Source organism: Streptomyces sp. NPDC026206, from assembly GCF_040638465.1.
Taxonomy (GTDB): domain Bacteria; phylum Actinomycetota; class Actinomycetes; order Streptomycetales; family Streptomycetaceae; genus Streptomyces.
Genome location: NZ_JBEZYL010000004.1, coordinates 231031 through 250038 on the forward strand (window position 1 = coordinate 231031; position 19008 = coordinate 250038).

Below are 19008 nucleotides of genomic sequence, written 5' to 3' on the forward strand. Positions count from 1 at the left end.
ACGGGCTGGAATTTCAGCCCGGCGGGGGACTGAGGGCGCCGCGCGTAGCGCGGTCCATCGCCATCGCGAACTCCGCGTCCACCACCGCCTTCGCGAGCGGCTGCAGCCGCTCCACCGCGTCCGCCGGGACGTGGTCGCGGATCAGCCCCGAGAAGGTCTCCGCCATCGCTTCCGCGTGGGCGCGGACCTCGCGGCCGGCGGCCAGCACGGCCGACAGCGGCACCCCGCCCTGCACCAGAGCCGTGGACGCGTCCAGAAGGCGGCGGCTGACGTGGACGATCTCGTCGCCGTCCGCGGCGAGGTAGCCGACGTCGAGAGCGGCGGTGAGGTTCTCCGGGGTGACTTCGCCCTTGAAGCGGTCGGCGAGTTCCTCGGGGGTGAGGCGGACCGCTGTCTCCTCGGACCAGGGAGTGGTGATGGTGGCGCCCGCCAGCCCCAGGAGTTCGCCCACGTCACGCCCGCACTCGAAAGCGGCCAGCAGCTCGGCGATGCCGCCGAGGGTGTGGCCCCGCTCCAGCAGGGCCGCGATGGTGCGCAGCCGGGCGAGGTGGTGCTCGCCGTACCAGGCGATGCGGCCCTCGCGGCGCGGTGGCGGTATGAGCTTGCGTTCCCGGTAGAAGCGCAGCGTGCGGACGGTGATGCCGGCCTCCTCGGCCAGCTCCGCCATCCGGTACTCGCGCTCCCCGCTGCCGCCGCCGGGTGCCCTCTCGTCGTTCGCCACGCCGGAAGCCTACGTGTGAACGGCGGTAACTTCCTTGCCCCGTGCCTCTATCGCCCCCAGGGCAGCCTGTCGTACGCTCCCATCGTGCCAGTGATCACTGGCGCGGTCGGCACGCGGATTCCCGGGAGGCGGCATGGACGAGGACGTACGGAGACGGCATGTACGGGTGGCGGTGATCGGATCGGGCTTCGGCGGCCTGGGGGCGGCCGTGCGGCTGCGCCGCGAGGGCATCACCGACTTCGTCGTCCTGGAGCGCGCCGACGCCGTCGGCGGCACCTGGCGGGACAACACCTACCCCGGCTGCGCCTGCGATGTGCCCTCCCACCTCTACTCCTTCTCCTTCGCCCCCAACCCCGCCTGGCCGCGCAACTTCTCCGGCCAGCCGCACATCCGCGCCTATCTGGAGCACCTCACCGACACCTTCGGCCTGCGGCCGCACCTGCGCCTGAACTCCGAGGTGCGCGACCTGCGATGGGACGCCGACCAGCTGCACTGGGAGGTCGTCACCGCCCGCGGGACCTACACCGCCGACGTGGTCGTCTCCGCCACCGGGCCGCTCTCCGACCCGAGGGTCCCCGACGTGCCCGGACTGGACGCCTTCCCCGGCAAGGTCTTCCACTCCGCCCGCTGGGACCACGGCTACGACCTGCGCGGCAAGCGTGTCGCCATGGTCGGCACCGGCGCCTCCGCCATCCAGATCGTGCCCGCCATCCAGCCCGAGGTCTCCCGCCTCACCCTCTTCCAGCGCACCCCGGCCTGGGTGCTGCCACGCGCCGACCGCCGCATCACCGGCCCCGAGCAGTGGCTGCACACCCGCCTGCCCGCGACCCGGGCGCTGCGCCGCGCACTGCTGTGGGGCGTACGGGAGCTGCAGGTCGGCCTCTTCACGAAACGGCCGGACCGGCTCGAACTCGTGGAGCGCCTCGCCGCCGCCCACATGCGCAGGGCCGTCAAGGACCCGGCGCTGCGCGCCAAGCTCCTGCCGGACTACCGCATCGGTTGCAAGCGCATCCTGCTGTCCAACGACTACTACCCGGCCCTCACCCGCCCCAACGTGGACCTCGTCGCCTCCGGCCTCGCCGAGGTGCGCGGCTCCACGCTCGTGGCCACCGACGGCACGCAGACGGAGGCCGACGCGATCGTCTTCGGCACCGGGTTCCGGGTCACCGACATGCCGATCGCCCAGCGGGTCACCGGCGCCGGCGGCACGACGCTGGCGGAGGAGTGGAAGGACGGCATGGCGGCCCTGCGCGGCGCCAGCGCCGCCGGCTTCCCCAACTTCCTCACCGTCATCGGCCCCAACACCGGCCTGGGGAACAGCTCGATGATCCTCATCATCGAGGCCCAGCTGAACTACCTCGCCGACTTCATGCGCCAGCTCGGCACCCTCGGCGGCAGGGCCGCGCTCGACGCCCGCCCCTCCGCCGTACGCGCCTGGAACCGCAAACTCCAGCAGCGCATGTCCCGCACCGTCTGGAACACCGGCTGCGACAGCTGGTACCTGGACGCGGCCGGCCGCAACACCACCGCCTGGCCCGGCACCACGGCCGAGTTCCGCAAGGTGACCCGGCGCGTCGACCTCTGCGAGTACCAGGTGCTGCGCCCGCCGGGCCACACACGCCGGACGGCCGCGCGGGCGGAGGCCGTGCGATGAGATCCCGCACCCCCCTCGACGGCCAGGTCGCCGTCGTCACGGGAGCCGCACGCGGGGTGGGGGAGTCGCTGGCCCGCGAACTGGCCGCCCGCGGGGCGGGCGTGGCCCTGGTGGGGCTGGAGCCCGGCGAACTGCGTCGCGTCGCCGGCGCGCTGCGCACGGATGCCGCCTGCTGGGACGCCGACGTCACCGACCACGAGGAGATGACCCGCGTGGCGGGCGAGGTCGAGGCGCGGTTCGGCAAGGTGGACATCGTCGTCGCCAACGCCGGCGTCGCCACCGGCGGCCCCCTGGCCGGCTCCGACCCGGACGCGTGGCGGCGCGTCATCGAGGTCAACCTCATCGGCAGCGCCGTCACCGGCCGCGCCTTCCTGCCCGCACTGACCGGCAGCCGGGGCTACCTGCTCCAGATCGCCTCCCTCGCCGCGATCACCCCGGCGCCCATGATGAGCGCGTACTGCGCGTCCAAGGCGGGCGTCGAGGCGTACGCGCACAGCCTGCGCGCCGAGGTCGCCCACAAGGGCGTACGGGTCGGCGTCGCGTACCTGAGCTGGACGGACACCGACATGGTGCGCGGCGCCGACGAGCACGAGGCGATGCGCGACCTGCGCCGGCGGCTGCCGTGGCCCGCGAACCGCACCTACCCCCTCGGGCCCGCCGTCGACCGGCTGGTGACGGGCATCGAGCGGCGGTCGGCGCACGTGTACGGACAGCGGTGGCTGCGCGGCATGCAGCCGGTGCGCGGGTACCTGCCCGCCCTCCTCACCGCGGGCGGCGCCCGCCAGATGCGGCGCGCCGAGCCCCGGCTGGCAGGGGTGCGATTCGGGCTGGTGGGAGCGGGCGGCGCGGCGGACACGGCGGCGAACACGGAGCGTCACTGATCGAAATGCGACGTTCGTCCTCGCGTGTGAGGCTGGTCGCGGCCCGAATACCCGACCTCCACGAGGAGTGACACCCATGGGCATCAAGGACGAGATGCAGGGCAAGGCCCAGCAGGCGAAGCAGAAGGCGGAAGAGGCCAAGAAGCAGGCGCAGCAGAAGGGCCGGCAGGCGCAGGACCGCCTCAAGGAGCGCAGGGAGCAGGAGAACCGCCAGGAGTCCTTCGACGACCTCCGGGACGAGACGGACGACCGCCAGTAGGTCTCGCAGGCGAGGGGCGCACCCGGCACCCGGGTGCGCCCCTTGGTGCGCCCCTCGCGTGTCCGCGTACGCCCCCGGTGCTCAGCGCGGCGGCAGCTCCGGCCGCCGCAGGTCCGGCACACCGGAGTAGTCCGGCGGCTGGGCGGTGCCGTGCCGCTCCAGCAGGTCGAGCGCGATCCGTACCGCGTCGTCCAGTTGCTTGTGGCGGCCCTCGGCCCAGTCCAGCGGCGTGCGGTCGACCTCCACATCGGGTTCCACGCCGTGGTTCTCCACGCCCCAGCCGTACGCGTCGAACCACGCCGCGTTCATCGGCACCGTGATCGAGGTGCCGTCGACCAGGCGGTGCCGGCCCGTCATGCCGACGACGCCGCCCCAGGTGCGCAGGCCCACGACCGGGCCGATGCCCTGGAGCTTGAACGCCGCGGTGATCATGTCGCCGTCGGAGGACGTCATCTCGTCGGCGATGGCGACGACCGGACCGCGCGGTGCGTTGCTCGCGTACGAGACCGGCTGGGCGTCGCGCGTGAGGTCCCAGCCGATGATGGTGCGGGTGAGCTTCTCGACGACGAGCTCGCTGATGTTGCCGCCCGCGTTGCCGCGGACGTCGACGATAAGCGCGGGCCGGGACATCTCCATCCGCAGGTCCCGGTTGAACTGGGCCCAGCCGGAGCCGCCCATGTCGGGGATGTGGAGGTAGCCGCACTTGCCGTCGCTCAGCTCGTGGACCACCGCCCGCCGCTTGGTCACCCAGTCCTGGTAGCGCAGCGGCCGTTCGTCGACCAGCGGCACGACGGCGACCCGGCGCGCGTGCCCCTCGCCCTCGGGCGACGTGAAGGTCAGCTCGACGGTCGTCCCGCCGGCCGCCGCCAGCAGCGGGTACGGGCCGGCGACGGGATCCACCGGGCGCCCGTCGACGTGGGTGAGCGCCGAGCCCTCACGGATGCCCGAACCGGCCAGCGGCGAGCGGGCCTTGGAGTCGGAGGAGTCGCCGGGCAGTACCCGCCGCACCGTCCAGGAGCCGTCCTTCTGATGGGTCAGATTGGCGCCGAGCAGGCCGATGGCGCGCTGGTAGTGCGGCGGGCCCTCGTTGCGGCGCGCGGGGCTGACATAGGCGTGCGAGGTGCCGAGCTCGCCGAGGACCTCGCGCAGCAGGTCGGCGAACTCGTCGGGGGAGGCGACCCGTTCCACCAGCGGGCGGTACTGCTCCAGCACCGCGTCCCAGTCGACGCCGCACATCCCCGGCTCCCAGAAGTACGCCCGTACGATGCGGCCCGCCTCGGCGTAGGCCTGGCGCCACTCGGCGGCGGGGTCGACGTCGTGGAGGATACGCCGCATGTCGACATAGACGGTCGAGTCGGAGTCCGCCGGGTCGGTGGCCGGCACGACGCGCAGGTCACCCTCGTCGTTGACGACGAGCCGGGTGCCGTCGCCGCTGACCGCGAACCAGTCCAGGGAACTGGTCAGTTCGGTGCGCTTGGCCTTGGACAGGTCGAAGTGCTCCAGCGTGGGGCGCCCGGAGGTCTCGGCCGGGTTGGCGAAGGTCTCGCCGAGCGCGCCGGAGATCGGCCAGCGCAGCCACACCAGGCCGCCACCGCCGACCGGGTGGAGCGCGGAGTACTTCGACGCGGCCACCGGGAAGGGCGTCACCCGGCTCTCCAGCCCCTCCGCCTCCACCGTCACCGCGCCCGCGTCGCCCGTCTCGCCGCTGTCCTCCAGGTCCAGGCCGCCGGCCGCCGGCCTGCCCTCCGTCGACAGCGCGAACGGCGAGGGCGTGACGGACGACAGCGGCACGAGATAGGGGCGGCAGCCCAGCGGGAAGGAAAGGTCGCCGGTGTGCACGTCGTAGACCGGGTCGAAGCCGCGCCACGAGAGGAAGGCCAGATAGCGGCCGTCACGGGTGAAGACCGGCTGCTCGTCCTCGAAGCGGCCGTTGGTGACGTCGACGACCAGCCGGTCGGACAGCCTGGCGATCTTGATCTGGCGCAGCGAACGCCCGATCCCCGGGTGCGACCAGGTCAGCCAGGCCGAGTCGGGGGAGAAGGCCAGGTCGCGCACGGGGCCGTTGGCGGACCGGATCAGCTCGCCGGCCTCCCCGTCCCCGTCGGGCGAGGCGTCCACCAGCAGCAGCCGCCCGTCGTGCGCGGCGACCGCCAGCCGCTCGCCGTCCGGCGAGGCCAGCAGCTCGTGCACCCGGCCGATGCGGCCCGCCGCCAGCCGCCGCGGCTCCGACGGGCCGGACGCGCGCGGCAGGTGGGCGATCTCGATGGCGTCCTCGCCCGCCGCGTCCGTGACGTAGGCGACCCGGCCGGTCGACCCCACCATCTCCGGCAGCCGCACCCGCACGCCCGGGGTGTCGGCGATGGCGCGGGCCGGGCCGTCGCGGTGGGTCAGCCAGTACAGGCTGCCGCGCACCTGGACCGCGCTCGCCCGGCCCGTGCCGTCCACGCTCAGCGACTCGACGTGCCGGGCGGCCTGCACCTGGTACGTCCGCCGGCCGGCCCGCGGCCCGCCGAGCCGCAGGTCCAGCCGGCGGGGGCGGCCCTGCGGGCCGAAGTCCTCCACCAGCCACACCTCGCCCGCGCACTGGTAGACCACGCGCGAGCCGTCGGTGGAGGCGTGCCGGGCGTAGAAATCCTGGTGATCGGTGTGGCGGAGCAGGCCCGAGCCGTCGGGGAGGCAGGAGTACAGATTGCCGACACCCTCGTGGTCGGAGAGGAAGGCGATGCGCCCGCCGACGAACATCACCGAGTCAAGGTGGCCGCGCAGCTCCGGCAGCAGCCGGTCGCCCTGCAGCCACAGCCGGCCGGTGGCCCCGCCCCGGTAACGCTTCCAGGACGCCGGCTCGTGCGGCGGCTTCCCGGTGAGGATCAGTGTCCGGTGCTCCCCGTCGACGTCCGCGACGGCGAGATCCGAGACCGGGCCCCACGGCAGCTGCCCGCCGGGGCCGCCGTCCGTCGGCACCTTGTAGGCCCAGGAGAAATACGAGAACGGCTGGCCGTGCGAGCTGACCGCCAGGACGTGCGAGACGCCGTCCTCCGGGGGCGTCCAGCCGCAGACGCGGGTGTCGGTGCTGCCCCAGTAGGTGAGCCGGCGGGCCGGGCCGCCCTCGACGGGGACCAGATGGATCTCGGGGTCGAGGCTGCGCCAGCTGGTGAAGGCGATGTGCCGGCCGTCGGGCGAGAAGCGCGGATGCCCGACCCTGGTCCGGTCGACCGTCAGCCGCCAGGCCCGCCCGGCACCGGCCCCCGGCGCGGCCAGGGGCGCCAGCCAGAGATCGTCCTCCGCCGCGAAGCAGAGCAGATCGCCGTGCAGATGAGGAAAGCGGACGTAGGCATCGCTCGGTGTGTTCGACGGTTCGCTTCTCCGCCCGCGCGGCGTACCTGCGGGCTTCGGACTCATCTGCGGCCCGGCGGCCGCGCGTGCGTCGCTCACCCATCCATGGTTTCGGCCCCGCCCCGTCGCGGCAACTCAGCCGTGACGCAGAACACCATCGAAACGATGCCGTTTCGCTCCTCGCCGGGCCGGCCCTGTCCTACGCTCGGCTGTACGAAACCGTTTCGTACGACTCGTGTGAAGGGAGGGGCGGTATGCCGACGGAACCACCCAAGCCGGCCGTGCGCCGCACCAGACTGACCCCCGAACGCGAGGCCGAGCTCTACGAGGCGGTACTCGCGCTGCTGTGCGAGGTCGGCTACGACGCCCTGACGATGGACGCCGTGGCCGCGCGTACGCACTCCAGCAAGGCCACCCTCTACCGCCAGTGGAGGGGCAAGCCGGAGCTGGTCGCGCGGGCGTTGCGGCACAACAAGCCGGTCAGCCTGGCGGACATCGACACCGGTACGGTGCGCGACGACCTCCGGGCGATGGTGTGCCGTGCGGACACCGAGCGGATGGAGAAGGACACCGCCCTCATGCGGGGGCTCGGGCACGCGGTGCACAGCAACCAGGATCTCCACCGGGCGCTGCGCGAAGTACTGATCGAGCCCGAGCTGGCGGCGCTGGACGCGATGCTCCGGCGCGCTGTCGTACGGGGCGAACTCGCGGCGGACAACCCCGCGATCCCCTACGTCGCGCACATGATGTTCGGCGGTTTCTTCGCGCGCCCGCTGATCGAGGACCGGCCGGCGGACGCCGACTACCTCTCCCATTACATCGAGGCCGTGATCCTCCCCGCTCTCGGCCTCGATCCCTGATGCCGTTACCCCGCGGCCAACCCCACCGAGGCTCCACCTGACGCACCGCTCCCGTCGGGCTGGTTCCCACATCCAGTTCCTTACGTATCCGAATTCCTTACGTATCCGACCCGACGGGAGCACCACGCTCGTGGCCACGTTCCTCTACAAACTCGGCCGGCTCGCCTTCCGGCGCCGCTGGTACGCCGCCCTGATATGGGTGGTGCTGCTGGTCCTCGCCGGTGTGGGCGCCGCCAGCGCGTCCAAGTCGACCAACGACAACTTCTCCATACCGGGGGTGGAGGCGCAGCAGGCCTTCGACCTCCTGGAGAAGCGCAATCCGGAGATGAAGGCCGACGGCGCCTCCGCCCGCCTGGTCTTCAAGGCCCCCGAAGGCCAGAAGGTCACCGACCCCAAGAACAAGGCCGCCATCGAGAAGACGGTCGGCGAGCTGACGGGCCCGCAGGTGGCCCAGGCCGCCGACCCCTTCAAGACCGACGCCGTCAGCAAGGACGGCACGATCGCGTACTCGTCCGTCTCCTACAAGGTCAAGGCCAACGAGCTCACCGACGCCTCGCGCGACACCCTCAAGGGCGCCGCGCAGCACGGCCGGGACGCCGGGCTGACCGTCGAGACCGGCGGCAGCGCGCTGCAGTCGATGCCCGACGGCGGCGGCTCCAGCGAGATCATCGGCATCGCCATGTCGGCGGTCGTCCTGCTGATCACCTTCGGTTCGCTGGTCGCCGCGGGCCTGCCGCTGCTGACCGCGATCATCGGCGTCGGCATCGGCGTCTCCTCGATCACCGCGCTCGCCTCCACCCTGGACCTGGGCGGCAACACCTCGACCCTCGCCACGATGATCGGCCTCGCCGTCGGCATCGACTACGCCCTGTTCATCGTCTCCCGCTACCGCGCGGAGATCGCCGAGGGGCGTGAGCGCGAGGAGGCGGCCGGACGGGCGGTCGGCACGGCCGGCTCGGCGGTGGTCTTCGCCGGCCTGACGGTCATCATCGCGCTGGTGGGCCTGGCCGTCGTCAACATCCCCATGCTGACGAAGATGGGCGTGGCCGCCGCCGGCACCGTCGCCATCGCCGTGCTCATCGCGCTCACCCTCATCCCGGCCCTGCTGGGCTTCGCGGGCCGCCAGGCGCTGTCCCGCAAGAACCGCAAGGCCGAGGGCAGCGCCCCCGCCGAGGACAAGCCCAACCTGGGCACCCGCTGGGCCCGCCTCGTCCTGCGCCGCCCGGCCGTGGTGCTGCTCGCCGGTGTGCTGGGGCTCGGCGCGATCGCCGTGCCCGCCGGCTCGCTGGTGCTGGGCCTGCCCGATGAGGGGTCGCAGCCCAGGAACACCACCCAGCGCAAGGCCTACGACCTGCTGAGCGAGGGCTTCGGCCCCGGCTTCAACGGCCCGCTGCTGCTCGTCGTGGACGCGGCCGGCAGCAAGGACGCCGAGGGCGCGGTCCAGTCCGTCACGGACACGGTCAAGGGACTCGACGACGTCGCCGCCGTCGTCCCGGCCCCGCTGAACAAGGCCGGGAACACCGCGACGATCACCGTCGTGCCCAGGTCCAAGCCCAGCGGCACCGAGACCGAGGACCTCGTCCACGCCATCCGGGACAAGGGCGCCGCCACCGCCTCGGACAACGGCGCGAAGGTGTTCGTCACCGGCTCGACGGCGATGAACATCGACGTCTCGCAGAAGCTGAACGACGCCCTGCTGCCCTACCTGGCGCTCGTCGTCGGCCTGGCCTTCCTGCTGCTGATGATCGTCTTCCGGTCCGTCCTGGTGCCGCTCAAGGCGGCGCTCGGCTTCCTGCTCTCGGTGGTCGCGGCCCTGGGCGCGGTCGTCGCCGTCTTCCAGTGGGGCTGGCTCGGCGCGCTCTTCGGCGTCGAGGAGACCGGTCCGATCATGAGCATGATGCCGATCTTCATGGTGGGTGTCGTCTTCGGCCTCGCCATGGACTACGAGGTCTTCCTCGTGACCCGGATGCGTGAGGCGTACGTCCACGGGGAGCGGCCCGGCCAGGCCATCGTGACCGGCTTCCGGCACGGTGCGCGGGTCGTCAGCGCGGCCGCCGTCATCATGATCAGCGTCTTCGCGGGCTTCATCGGCTCCTCGGAGCCGATGATCAAGATGATCGGCTTCGGCCTCGCCATCGCCGTCTTCTTCGACGCGTTCGTGGTGCGCATGGCCATCGTCCCGGCGGTGCTCGCACTGCTCGGCAAGAGCGCGTGGTGGCTGCCGGGCTGGCTGGCGAAGGTGCTGCCCAACGTCGACGTCGAGGGCGAGCAGCTGCGGAAGCGGCTGGCGGCCCCGGCCGCGGCCGGGGCCGCCGAGCACGGCGAGGAGCGCGAGCCGGTCCGCGTCTGACGCGACCCCGGTGCCTCCGGCCCGGCGGTGCCGGCCCACTTCCGGTGGGTCCGGCACCGCCGGGCCGCGTCATGGGGGCTGTTCGCCGCGGCGGCGGGGAAACAGGTGCCCACGGCGGCCTGCGTCAGGGGAGGACCACCGCTTCATGGCCCGGCACCCTCTCCGCCCGGGCCGGTACGGGTTCACCGCCCGGGTCCGGCGCCGCCTCCGGCGGCGCGCCGCTTCGTGGCGTACGCCACGAATTCGGCATGAATGGGAACCGCCGGCCTCCGGGCCGGCGTTTTCCTTAGTCCACGCCAGTGGGCGCGACCGGGGGCGCGTGTGAAGGAGAGGGCTCCGCGTTGAACCTGCTTGATGTGCTGCTGATGCTGGTCGTCCTCGGCTACGCCGTCTCCGGCTACCGCCGGGGCCTGGTGGCGAGCGTCGTGCTGCTCGCCGGGTTCCTCGGCGGAGCCGTGCTGGGCGTGTGGGCGCTGCCCTACGCGCTGGAGCCCTTCGAGGCCGGGACGTCGGCGGCGGCTGTCGTCGCGGTGCTGGTCGTGCTCATACCCGCCGCCGTCGGGCACGCCCTGGCCGGGCGGCTCGCGTGGCGGCTGCGCTCCCGGCTGACGTGGGCGCCCGTGCGCGGCGTCGACGGCGTGGGCGGGGCCGCCGTCAACTCGCTGGCGGTGCTGCTGGTCGGCTGGGTGGCCGCGAGCGTGCTCGTATCGGCGAACTCGACCCTGCTGACGCGGGAGATCAAGGACTCCGCACTGCTGGGCGCGGTGCAGCGGGCCATGCCCGAGCAGGCGCCCACGTGGTTCAGCCGCACCACGGACGCGCTGTCCGGCGCGGGGTTCCCCCAGGTCTTCAACCCCTTCGAGAACGAGCCCGCCACCGGCGTGCCCAAGCCGTCCGGCGACGCGGTCACCCCGGCCGCGACGCAGGCGGCCCGCAACAGCGTCGTCAAGGTCGAGGGCGTGGCGGACGTAGGCAGCGGCCGGCGCGGCCAGGAGGGCAGCGGCTTCGTCTACGCCGACGAGCACGTGATGACCAACGCCCACGTGGTGGCCGGCGTCAGCGACCCGACCGTCAAGATCGGCGGGGTGGGCCGTGCGTACCGGGCCAAGGTCGTCCTGTTCGACCCCCGGGCCGACGTCGCCGTCCTGGACGTGCCGGGCCTGGACGCGCCCGTGCTGCCCTTCGACAAGAGCGCGAAGCGCGGTGACGCGGCCGTCGTCGCGGGCTTCCCCGAGAACGGCGGCCTCGACCTGCGCGCCGCTATCGTCGCCAACGAGCTGCGCGCCAAGGGCCAGGACATCTACGGCGACGGCGTCACCACCCGCGAGGTCTACTCCGTGCGTTCCACCGTCCGCCCCGGCAACTCCGGCGGCCCCCTGCTGACGCCGGCGGGCAAGGTGTACGGGGTGGTCTTCGCCCGTTCGACGGCCGACGCGGAGACCGGTTACGTGCTGACCGCGGACCAGGTCGCCGACGCCGCGCAGCGCGCCGCGCGGGCGACGGCGCCGGTGAGCACCGGCAGCCGGGCGGCGCTGTAGCGCCGCCCGGCCAGACCTGGGTCAGGCTCCGTCAGGTTCCGCAGGTGGAGAGGACCTGCAGCAGCTTGGCCTTCTCCGCCCGGGTGACGCTCAGGCCGTAGTAGTCCTTCACCGCCACCCACGCCTGGCTGTAAGGGCACTCGCCGCCCTGCGGCAGCCACTTGTCCGGCCCCTTGTCGCCCTTGCGGCGGTTGCTCCAGGTGGACACCACGATCAGCTGCGGCGAGGCGGTCAGGTCGTTGGCGAACTCCTGCAGCTTCTCGGGCGACCAGGTGTTCGCCCCGGAGCCCCACGCGTGCCGCAGCGGCACGATGTGGTCGACGTCCATGTGCACCGGATCGGCCATGATCCTGTTGTCGTACTCGCTGTGCCACTGACCGCCGACGACCCTGCACTTGCCGTCGAGCGTCGCCGGTACGAGGGACTGGAACTTGAGGACGATCTCACGGGTGGTGCACCTGTCGACGCCGTGCCGGACCCAGCAGGCGGAGCCGAAGCGCGAGCGGTCGTAGCCCTTGCTGTTGAAGGGCTTGACGTCCAGTTCCTCCAGCATGCGCACGGCCTCGTCGCGCTCCGGAATGCCCCTGGGCCACTTCAGCGGCAGGCTGCGGTGCTGCGCGTGCGCGCCCACCGGTGCCTTGACGGGCGCGGCTGCGGGATCCTCGTGAGGCTTGCCTGCCGGGTCCTTGACGGGCGCGGCTGCGGGATCCTTGTGAGGCATGCCTGCCGGGTCCTTCGCAGGCGTGGCTGCGGGATCCTTGTGAGGCATGCCCGCCGAGTCCCTCGCAGGCGTGCCCTGCGGGTCCTTGTGGTGTGTGCCGTGCGGGTCCTTGTGGTGTGTGCCCTGCGGGTCCTTGGGCAGTACGCCCTTCGGGGGCCCCACCCTGGGGGGCCGCGAGTAGACGTCTCCCTCTCCCGGGGCCGGGCCCTCGCAGGCGGCCTCCTCGTAGTCCGTCGGGCCCGCCACGTGCGCAGGAGCCGGTCCCGACCGTGGCGCGGCACCCGCGGCCGTGCCCGGCAGGGCCGCACCGCCGAGCATCAGGGCCGCCGTGATGACGGACGGAACGGTCAGTCGCCGGTAACCGCGCATCGCTATCTCCTCCGGTCGCATGAAACCTCCTTCGTCCACGTCCACTCCGACGTGGCCCTCAGGGAGTTGACCGAATATTTGCTTACATGCACAGCTTTGCCGCGATTCACCCCATTGGCTTCGGCGGGGGGCGGCCTCCCACGGGCCCCGGGCGACCTCACACCCCCGTCCGCTCCCGCGCGTGTTCGTCCTCCTCCAGCAGCCGCTCCGCCAGGAGATCCAGCGCCCGGTCCATCCGGGCGCGGTCCTCGGCGTCGCCGATGTCCCAGTCGTCCAGATGGGTGGCCAGCCAGGAGCGCCACGCCGTGCCCAGCCGGTCGAGCTCGGCCTCGCCCGCGGGCGTCAGGGACAGGCGGTCGCCCTCCACGCGCACGTACCCGGCCCGCGCCGTTCGGGCGAAGGCCGGCTCCAGGACCTCCGGCGGCATGTGGTGGGCGGCGGCGACCGACGACAGCGAGGCGTCGCCGCGCAGCCGCACGCGCCAGTGGATCTGGCCCAGCGTCCACGCCTCGACCGGGTCGAGATGGCTGCCGGACGCGTCGAGGATCTGGCGGCTGACCGGGCCGCCCTTCGCCTTGCGCATGACGCCGGCCACCGCCCGCTCCAACTGCCGGTCCGACTCGGCGGAATCCGGCGCCGCGAAGGCCTCGCCCATGTCCGAGGCCCCGGCCCGCGCGCTGTCGCGCAGCGGCACCTCCTTCAGGAACCAGGCGGCGACGAAGCCCACCAGGGCGACCGGTACCACCCACAGGAAGACGTAGTTCACGGTGTCCGCGTAGGCGTCGACGACGGGCCGCGCCAGGTCCGCCGGCAGCTGGGCGAGCGCCTGCGGGCTCTGCACCGCGGCCGGCGGCACCCCGGGCGAACGGGCCAGCGCGCCGGTGAGGTTGGGGATCAGCTGGTTGCCGTAGAGGGTGCCGAAGATGGCCGTGCCGAAGGCGCTGCCGAGCGTGCGGAAGAACGTCACGCCCGACGTCGCCGTGCCCAGCTCGTGGTACGGCACGGTGTTCTGCACGGCGATCGTCAGCACCTGCATGGCGAGCCCGATGCCGACACCGAGCACGAACATGTACAGCGACTCCAGCCACGCCCCCGTCGACGGCCCCATCGTCGACATCAGGTACAGGCCGAGCGCCATCACGGCCATGCCCGCGATGGGGAAGAGGCGGTAGCGGCCGGTGCGGCTGACGGTGATGCCGGAGAGCATGGACGCGCCCAGCAGCCCGGCGACCATCGGCAGCGCCCTCACACCCGACATCGTGGCCGACACCCCGTCCACGTACTGCAGATACGTCGGCAGGTACGTCAGCGCGCCGAGCATCGCGAAGCCCACGATGAAGCTGAGCGCCGAGCAGACGGTGAAGACGGGGTTGCGGAAGAGGTGCATGGGCAGCATCGGCTCCTGCGCCCGCAGCTCCACCAGGACGAACGCCGTCAGCAGGGCGATCGCACCCGCGAACAGGCCGATGATGACGGCCGAGGCCCAGGCGTAGGTGTTGCCGCCCCACTCCAGGCCGAGCACCAGGGCGGAGGAGCCGAGCGCCACCAGGGCGATGCCGAGGTAGTCGATGACCGGGCGCACCGCCGAGCGGACGACCGGGATCGTGCGGGCGGCCATGACCACCATGACGATGGCGACGGGCACGTTGACGTAGAAGCACCAGCGCCAGGTGGCGTGGTCGGTGAAGATGCCGCCGAGGGTCGGCCCGACGACCGTGGTGACGCCGAAGACCGCGCCGAGCGCGCCCTGGTACTTGCCGCGTTCGCGCAGCGGGATGACGTCCGCGATCAGGGCCATGGCGGTGACCATCAGCCCGCCGCCGCCGACGCCCTGCACGGCGCGGGCGGCGATCAGCATGGCCATGGAGGTCGCGGCGCCCGCGAAGACCGAGCCGGCGGTGAAGACGACCGCACTGAGCTGGAAGATCACCTTCCGGCCGAAGAGGTCGCCGAACCGGCCCACCAGGACGGTGGAGACCGTCTCGGCCAGGAGGTACGCCGTCACCACCCACGCCATGTGCCCGCCGCCGCCCAGGTCCGCGACGATCGTCGGCAGGGCGGTGGAGACGATCGTCTGGTCGACAGCGGCGAGCAGCATGCCGAGCACGATCGTGATGAAGACGAGATTCGTGCGGCGGCGGCTCAAAACGGGCGGGGCCGGGGCCTGTGGGGCGGGCGCGGTGGCCGTGGTCATGGTGACGTACCTCCCGTGCCCAGCATTTGGGGAGTTGCCCCGACTCGCCACCTCTGGCAGGCGTGGGGCTGAGCGAGGGGCGCGCAGTCGCATCGCACACGCTCTTGCCACTGATTTGCAGCTCGCCACTATCATCGAGCGGTTCACCACTGAACGAGATGGCTGAATCACACCGGCCGGGCCACTCCCGGACCGAACAGCCGGACCCACGAGCGATGCACGAACGGACGGAGCTCGCCATGCATGTACCCGACGGGTTCATCGATGCCCCGGTCTCCCTGGCGGCGGGGGCCGTCGCCGCGGCCGCCGTCGCGGTCAGCCTGCGCGGGGCCCGCAGAGAGCTGGACGAGAAGACGGCCCCGCTGGCGGGGCTCGTGGCGGCCTTCGTCTTCGCCGTCCAGATGCTGAACTTCCCCGTCGCGGCCGGCACCAGCGGCCACCTGCTGGGCGGTGCGCTGGCCGCGATACTCGTAGGCCCCTACACAGGGGTCCTCTGTATATCCGTGGTGCTGCTGATGCAGGGCGTGCTGTTCGCGGACGGCGGGCTGACCGCCCTCGGCGTGAACATCAGCGACATGGCCGTGGTCACCACCGTCGTCGCCTACGCCCTCTTCCGGCTGCTGGTGAAGGTGCTGCCGCGCCGCCGCCCGTCCGTGACCGCCGCGGCCTTCGTGGCCGCCCTGGTGTCCGTACCCGCGGCAGCCGGGGCCTTCACCCTCATCTACGCCCTCGGCGGCACCACCGACGTACCGCTGGGCAAGGTCTTCACCGCGATGGTGGGCGTACACGTGCTCATCGGCATCGGCGAGGCCGTCATCACCGCGCTGACCGTGGGCGCCGTGATCGCCGTGCGCCCGGACCTCGTCCACGGCGCGCGCGGGCTGACCAGGCCCCTGGAGCTGCGCACGGCGGACGGCACGACGACGGTGCCGCCCACCGCCCCCGACCCCGCCCCCGCCGCGGCCACCGCCCCGGCCGTGTCCCCCGCCGCCGCCCGCTCGACGCGCCGCCTCGCCGCCGCCGGGCTCGTCGCCGCCCTCGCCCTCGCCGGGTTCGTCAGCTACTACGCCTCCACCAGCCCCGACGGGCTGGAGAAGGTCGCCCACGACAAGGGCATCGACAGCAAGGCCGAGGACCACGCCGCCAAGGGCTCCCCCCTCGCCGACTACCAGGTCAAGGACGTCGCCGACGAGCGCATCTCGGGCGGGCTCGCCGGTGTGATCGGCGTCGGCGCGACCCTGGCCGTGGGCACGGGAGTGTTCGTGACCGTACGCCGCCGCCGCGACCGGACCACGACCACCGCGGCCGCCCCCGCCGCTTCCGCCGCTTCCGCCGAGAGCGGGACCGGCTGACATGGGTGCGGGACACGCCCACAAGCTCTACCGGCACGCTCGCTCACCGGTCCACGCCCTGCCGCCGCACTGCAAGATCGCGGCCGTCTTCTGCTTCGTGCTGATCGTGGTCTCCACGCCGCGCGAGGCACTGTGGGCCTTCGGCCTGTACGCGCTGCTGCTGGGGGCCGTCGCGGTCGCGGCCCGGGTGCCCCTGGCCTTCCTGCTGCGGCGGCTGCTGATCGAGGTGCCGTTCGTCGCCTTCGCGGTGCTCATGCCGTTCGTGGCACAGGGCGAACGCGTGCACGTCCTCGGCCTCTCGCTCAGCCAGTCCGGTCTCTGGGGCGCCTGGAACATCCTCGCCAAGGGGACCCTGGGCGTCGCCGCCTCCGTGCTGCTCGCCTCGACCACCGAGCTGCGCGCGCTGCTGCTGGGCCTGCAGCGGCTGCGCATGCCGCCGCTGCTCGTCCAGATCGCGTCCTTCATGATCCGCTACGGGGACGTCATCACCGACGAGATGCGGCGCATGCGCATCGCCCGTGAATCGCGCGGCTTCACCGCGCGCGGCGTGCGCCACTGGGGGGTGCTGGCCAAGTCCGCGGGGGCGCTGTTCATCCGCTCGTACGAGCGCGGGGAACGCGTCCACCTGGCCATGGTCAGCCGCGGCTACGCGGGTTCGATGCCCGTGATCGACGAGGTGACCGCGTCGCGTGCGCAGTGGACGCACGCGGCCGCGCTGCCGCTGGCCGCGCTGGCGGTCTGCCTGACCGGATGGATGCTGACATGACCCCCGTACCGCCTTCGCTCGAGGTCTGTGGCCTCGCCTTCGCCTACCCCGACGGCCATCAGGCCCTCTTCGGCGTCGACCTCGCCGTCACACGCGGCGAACGCGTCGCCCTCCTCGGTCCCAACGGCGCGGGCAAGACCACGCTCGTCCTCCACCTCAACGGCATCCTGAGCGGCGGCGCCGGAACCGTGCGCGTCGCGGGCCTGCCGGTCGACAAGCGCCACCTCGCCGAGGTCCGGCGCCGCGTCGGCATCGTCTTCCAGGACCCCGACGACCAGCTCTTCATGCCCACCGTGCGCGAGGACGTCGCCTTCGGCCCGGCCGCCGCCGGGCTGCGCGGCGCGGAGCTGGAGCGCTGCGTGGCCGGGGCCCTGGCCCGGGTCGGCATGTCCGGCTTCGCGGACCGCCCCCCGCACCACCTGTCCTTCGGGCAGCGGCGCCGGGTGGCCGTGGCGACCGTACTGGCCATGGAGCCGGAGATCCTCGTCCTCGACGAGCCCTCCTCCAACCTCGACCCCGCCTCCCGCCGCGAGCTCGCCGACATCCTGCGCTCGCTGGACGTCACTGTGCTGATGGTCACGCACGACCTTCCGTACGCGCTGGAGCTGTGCGAACGGTCCGTCGTGCTGAGCGACGGCGTCATCGCGGCGGACGGCCCCACCCGGGACCTGCTCTGCGACGAGGAGCTGATGCGGGCCCACCGGCTGGAGCTCCCGTTCGGCTTCGATCCGCGGTCGGTGGCCCTGCGGGGGTGACCCCTGGTCCGGAGCACCCGCGATCGCGTTGCACCATGGTGGAGGCTTTTGTAGCGATCGGCACGGTAGGAGCGGAAAACAGTGGTGGACGTCCAGGGCACGGTGGCGGACGGTTTCGAACCGGTCCGGGACGCCTTCGCGGACAACTTCGTACGGCGCGGCGAACGGGGCGCGGCCGTGGCCGTCTACCGGGACGGGCGCAGGATCGTCGATCTGTGGGGCGGTACGAAGGACGCGGACGGCACCGAACCGTGGACCCGCGGCACCGCGCAGATCGTGCGCTCCGCCACGAAGGGTGTGGCCGCGGCCGTGCTGCTGCTCCTGCACCAGCGCGGACAGGTCGACCTCGACGCGCCCGTCGGCACGTACTGGCCGGAGTTCAAGGCGAACGGCAAGGAGCGCGTGCTCGTACGGCACCTGCTCTCGCACCGCGCCGGGCTGCCCGTGCTCGACACCCCGCTCACCCCCGCCGAGGCCATCGACGGCGTCAGCGGCGCCCGGGCCGTCGCCGCGCAGACGCCCGCCTGGGAGCCCGGCACCGACCACGGCTACCACGCGCAGACCTACAGCTGGCTGATCGGCGAGCTGGTCAGGCGCGTGACCGGCCGGTCCATCGGCACCTGGGTCGCCGAGGAGATAGCCGGGCCGCTGGGCCTGGACCTGTGGCTGGGCCTGCCGGAGGCCGAGCAGGGCCGGGTGGGCCGCATCGCCGGCATCGAGGCCCCGGCCGCCGCCCCCTCCGCCGGCCTGCGCGTCCGCGCCAAGGCGTCGGTCACCGACGCCTACGGCGACCCGTCGTCGCTCACGCGCCGCGCCTTCGCCGCGATCTCCCCGCTCGCCGACGAGAACGACCCCGCCTACCGCGCCGCCGAACTGCCCGCCTCCGCGGGCATCGCCACGGCGGACGCGCTGGCCCGCTTCTACGCCTCGCTCACCGGCGTCGTGGACGGGGGCCGCAGGCTGTTCGCCCCCGCGACGCTCACCATGGCCCGCACGGAGGAGTCCGCGGGCCCGGACCGCGTCCTGGTCGTGAGCACCCGCTTCGGCCTCGGCTACATGCTCCACGGCCCCGCCTCCCCGCTCCTGGCCCCCGGCTCCTTCGGCCACCCCGGCCGCGGCGGCTCCCTGGCCTTCGCCGGCCCCGAATCCGGCATCGCCTTCGGCTACGTCACCAACGGCATGCAGAAGAACGTCACCGCCGACCCGCGCGCCCAGGCGCTGGTGCGGGCGGTTGCCAAGGCCCTGGCGGGGTAGT

At 72.9% G+C, this 19008-nt stretch carries 14 protein-coding genes; 10 read left to right on the plus strand and 4 right to left on the minus strand.

Translation table 11 applies throughout. The annotated features are described in order from the left end of the window. Nucleotides 1–13: 13 nt before the first annotated feature. Nucleotides 14–667 (minus strand): MerR family transcriptional regulator, encoded by a 654-nt coding sequence (locus tag AB0F13_RS09505; RefSeq protein WP_362078076.1) that lies wholly within the window; start codon nt 665–667, stop codon nt 14–16. 187 nt (nt 668–854) lie between these two features. Here AB0F13_RS09505 and AB0F13_RS09510 point away from each other — a divergent pair, with 187 nt between their 5' ends. The 3 genes from AB0F13_RS09510 to AB0F13_RS09520 all read left to right on the plus strand — a co-directional run bounded on the left by AB0F13_RS09510 (nt 855) and on the right by AB0F13_RS09520 (nt 3515). Continuing rightward, nucleotides 855–2375 (plus strand): NAD(P)/FAD-dependent oxidoreductase, encoded by a 1521-nt coding sequence (locus AB0F13_RS09510; RefSeq protein WP_362077762.1) that lies wholly within the window; start codon nt 855–857, stop codon nt 2373–2375. Continuing rightward, entirely contained in the window at nt 2372–3256 is an 885-nt protein-coding gene (locus AB0F13_RS09515) for an SDR family oxidoreductase (RefSeq protein ID WP_362077765.1), read from the plus strand. Before AB0F13_RS09510 ends, AB0F13_RS09515 begins: the two co-directional genes overlap by 4 nt. A 76-nt stretch (nt 3257–3332) precedes the next feature. Further along, nucleotides 3333–3515: a hypothetical protein gene (locus AB0F13_RS09520; protein ID WP_362077767.1), complete on the plus strand. Its 183-nt coding sequence runs from the start codon at nt 3333–3335 to the stop codon at nt 3513–3515. Nucleotides 3516–3596: 81 nt separating this feature from the next. Here AB0F13_RS09520 and AB0F13_RS09525 read toward each other — a convergent pair whose 3' ends face one another. Beyond that, nucleotides 3597–6914, minus strand: coding sequence for a S41 family peptidase (locus tag AB0F13_RS09525; protein ID WP_362078078.1), 3318 nt, complete (start codon nt 6912–6914; stop codon nt 3597–3599). Between the two features lie 215 nt (nt 6915–7129). Between AB0F13_RS09525 and AB0F13_RS09530 the strand changes: the two genes are divergently transcribed. The 3 genes from AB0F13_RS09530 (at nt 7130) to AB0F13_RS09540 (ending at nt 11596) form a co-directional block, all read left to right on the plus strand. Then, complete coding sequence (locus tag AB0F13_RS09530) at nt 7130–7708, plus strand: TetR/AcrR family transcriptional regulator (protein ID WP_362078080.1); 579 nt, start codon at nt 7130–7132, stop codon at nt 7706–7708. A gap of 130 nt (nt 7709–7838) precedes the next feature. Further along, nucleotides 7839–10058 carry an MMPL family transporter gene (locus AB0F13_RS09535; RefSeq protein ID WP_362077770.1) on the plus strand — a complete coding sequence of 740 codons (2220 nt, stop codon included), beginning with the start codon at nt 7839–7841 and terminating at the stop codon, nt 10056–10058. 341 nt (nt 10059–10399) lie between these two features. Continuing rightward, nucleotides 10400–11596 (plus strand): MarP family serine protease, encoded by a 1197-nt coding sequence (locus tag AB0F13_RS09540; RefSeq protein WP_362077773.1) that lies wholly within the window; start codon nt 10400–10402, stop codon nt 11594–11596. A gap of 31 nt (nt 11597–11627) precedes the next feature. Here the strand turns inward: AB0F13_RS09540 and AB0F13_RS09545 are convergent, their stop codons facing one another. Continuing rightward, complete coding sequence (locus AB0F13_RS09545; protein ID WP_362077776.1) at nt 11628–12707, minus strand: DUF1524 domain-containing protein; 1080 nt, start codon at nt 12705–12707, stop codon at nt 11628–11630. A 136-nt stretch (nt 12708–12843) separates the two neighbouring features. After that, a complete protein-coding gene (locus tag AB0F13_RS09550) occupies nt 12844–14880 on the minus strand; it encodes an MDR family MFS transporter (protein ID WP_362077779.1) in 2037 nt (678 codons plus the stop codon). 239 nt (nt 14881–15119) lie between these two features. Here AB0F13_RS09550 and AB0F13_RS09555 point away from each other — a divergent pair, with 239 nt between their 5' ends. The 4 genes from AB0F13_RS09555 to AB0F13_RS09570 all read left to right on the plus strand — a co-directional run bounded on the left by AB0F13_RS09555 (nt 15120) and on the right by AB0F13_RS09570 (nt 19007). Next, the gene (locus AB0F13_RS09555; RefSeq protein WP_362077782.1) at nt 15120–16232 is read left to right on the plus strand and encodes an energy-coupling factor ABC transporter permease; all 1113 of its coding nucleotides are present in this window, start codon (nt 15120–15122) and stop codon (nt 16230–16232) included. Between the two features lies 1 nt (nt 16233). After that, nucleotides 16234–16998, plus strand: a complete 765-nt coding sequence (gene cbiQ, locus AB0F13_RS09560; protein WP_362077785.1) for a cobalt ECF transporter T component CbiQ — start codon at nt 16234–16236, stop codon at nt 16996–16998. Beyond that, nucleotides 16983–17753, plus strand: coding sequence for an ABC transporter ATP-binding protein (locus AB0F13_RS09565; RefSeq protein WP_362077788.1), 771 nt, complete (start codon nt 16983–16985; stop codon nt 17751–17753). The genes cbiQ and AB0F13_RS09565 overlap by 16 nt, the downstream gene beginning before the upstream one ends. 84 nt (nt 17754–17837) lie before the next feature. Next, a complete protein-coding gene (locus AB0F13_RS09570) occupies nt 17838–19007 on the plus strand; it encodes a serine hydrolase domain-containing protein (RefSeq protein WP_362078083.1) in 1170 nt (389 codons plus the stop codon). Nucleotide 19008: the final 1 nt, after the last annotated feature.